Here is a 1,533-nt window from a genome sequence, read left to right as displayed (position 1 = left end):
GTATTGTTTTACTTTTTAGAGCCAAAGAAGTAGTTGCTAAATCGGTTTCTTTAAAAATTTCATCCAAATCGTATGCAACAAAAGCCCCCAGTTGATAAGGGTTTGAAGAAACCCATGCTAATTTTTCTTCCGGTTTAAAAATTACTGCATGATGTGCCAAGAGTTGATTTAAAGCCTTTTCATTTCCATAGCCTATTTTTCGATTGTTGTGCCCATTTCTGTTTCTTAACAGTAATGCTGTTTTAGTTGGATTCAATTGCTTTTGATTTTCCATAATTTCTTCAACACGTTCAAATCGGTATTGAGAGTGGCTTTCTTCTATGTGTTTTAAGTTTCGCTCATCATCTTTGAAAGTGTCACTTTGAAAGTGATTTGAGCAAATTAATTGTGTTTGGTTGTTGGCTTGGTAAATACCAAAATTATCAGGTGATATTTCAATAAGTATTGCTTTTTGATCTTCAGCGCTTCCAATCATAATTGACTCTGAAACAAACACCTCTCTGTTTTTTGCAATAGAAATGGCTTCGTCAATATTTTTTGCATATTGTAAAATTTCACGAGCCAGAATGGAAACGGGTGTTTTTGCAACCAGAGGAATTTCAGATTTACCCGCGTTCATCGTCACCGTTAATCCTTGATTATTCATCCCTGATACTACTCCAATCATACCTGCCCAGGTTACTGACATAAATGGATATCCATTTTCAGGCTCTACAAATGCAATGATTTTATTTTTAGCAAAATCATCTCCTGCATAAAAATCAAAATTTCTTCCTATTAAAAGTTGCCCGTCTTCAGAGTTGTTTCCCCAAACAGCAATTGAAGTACAACCCACCAATGCCAGATCTTGCATTGCATGACCAATATCATGGGCTGCGTGCAAATAAAGGAGTCTCAGGTAGGGTGGAGCTATAAAATTATATGTGTTGCCGGCATAGTGCGATAGCCCGTAGATTTCAGTTTTGTACTCTTCAGGTACGTGAAGATACAATTTCCGGTTGTACCACTTTAAAAAGCCACGCAACAAGTTTTGTTTAAGTTTAGATGGAACTAACTCTTCCACTTTATTAAAAAAGGCTTGTTCCTGATATTCTAATAATGGTTGTGTTAAAGCTCCGGTTATAAGTCCTATTTGAAGGGGATCTCCAGACACTTTTAATTCCCACAAATCATAGTTGTTTTTATGTAAAAAATTTGACTTATAAGTAAAGAAAGTATTTGAAACAGTATCAATCCTTGGTTTGGATTCATCAAACCCTTTAATCTGTGGTTGGTGATTAATAGATTTTGAAATTCCACATGAATTCAACATCAAAAGCAGCAAAAACAACAGCCCTATTTTAAGTTTGAATATCATGAATGCTCGTTTAGTTCTGCATTAATTTTTTGAATTAAATAATCTTTTCCAAGAATCTCTGAACAAGTTACGACTGCTCCAATAGTTACACCCAGTATTCCGTGCATGTTGATACTTTGTCCTGTCAAATAGAGGTTTTTAAGTTTTGTTTTGGGCGAAATAAATGTTTTCATAGG

At 34.9% G+C, this 1,533-nt stretch carries 1 protein-coding gene and 1 pseudogene; both read right to left on the bottom strand.

Going from position 1 to position 1,533, the window contains the following annotated elements:
• On the bottom strand, window positions 1–1,357 hold a 1,357-nt coding region (locus AACY61_RS13590), incomplete at its 3' end, for a C45 family peptidase (protein ID WP_339612121.1).
• Window positions 1,354–1,533: pseudogene (locus AACY61_RS13585) on the bottom strand (all-trans-retinol 13,14-reductase); the annotation flags it as partial. The gene AACY61_RS13590 and the pseudogene AACY61_RS13585, both read right to left, overlap by 4 nt.

The organism is uncultured Planktosalinus sp. (assembly GCF_963973675.1).
In the GTDB taxonomy this organism is placed as follows: domain Bacteria; phylum Bacteroidota; class Bacteroidia; order Flavobacteriales; family Flavobacteriaceae; genus Planktosalinus.
The sequence above is the reverse complement of the archived record's forward strand: the minus strand, read 5'-3'. Positions and strand labels throughout refer to the sequence as shown.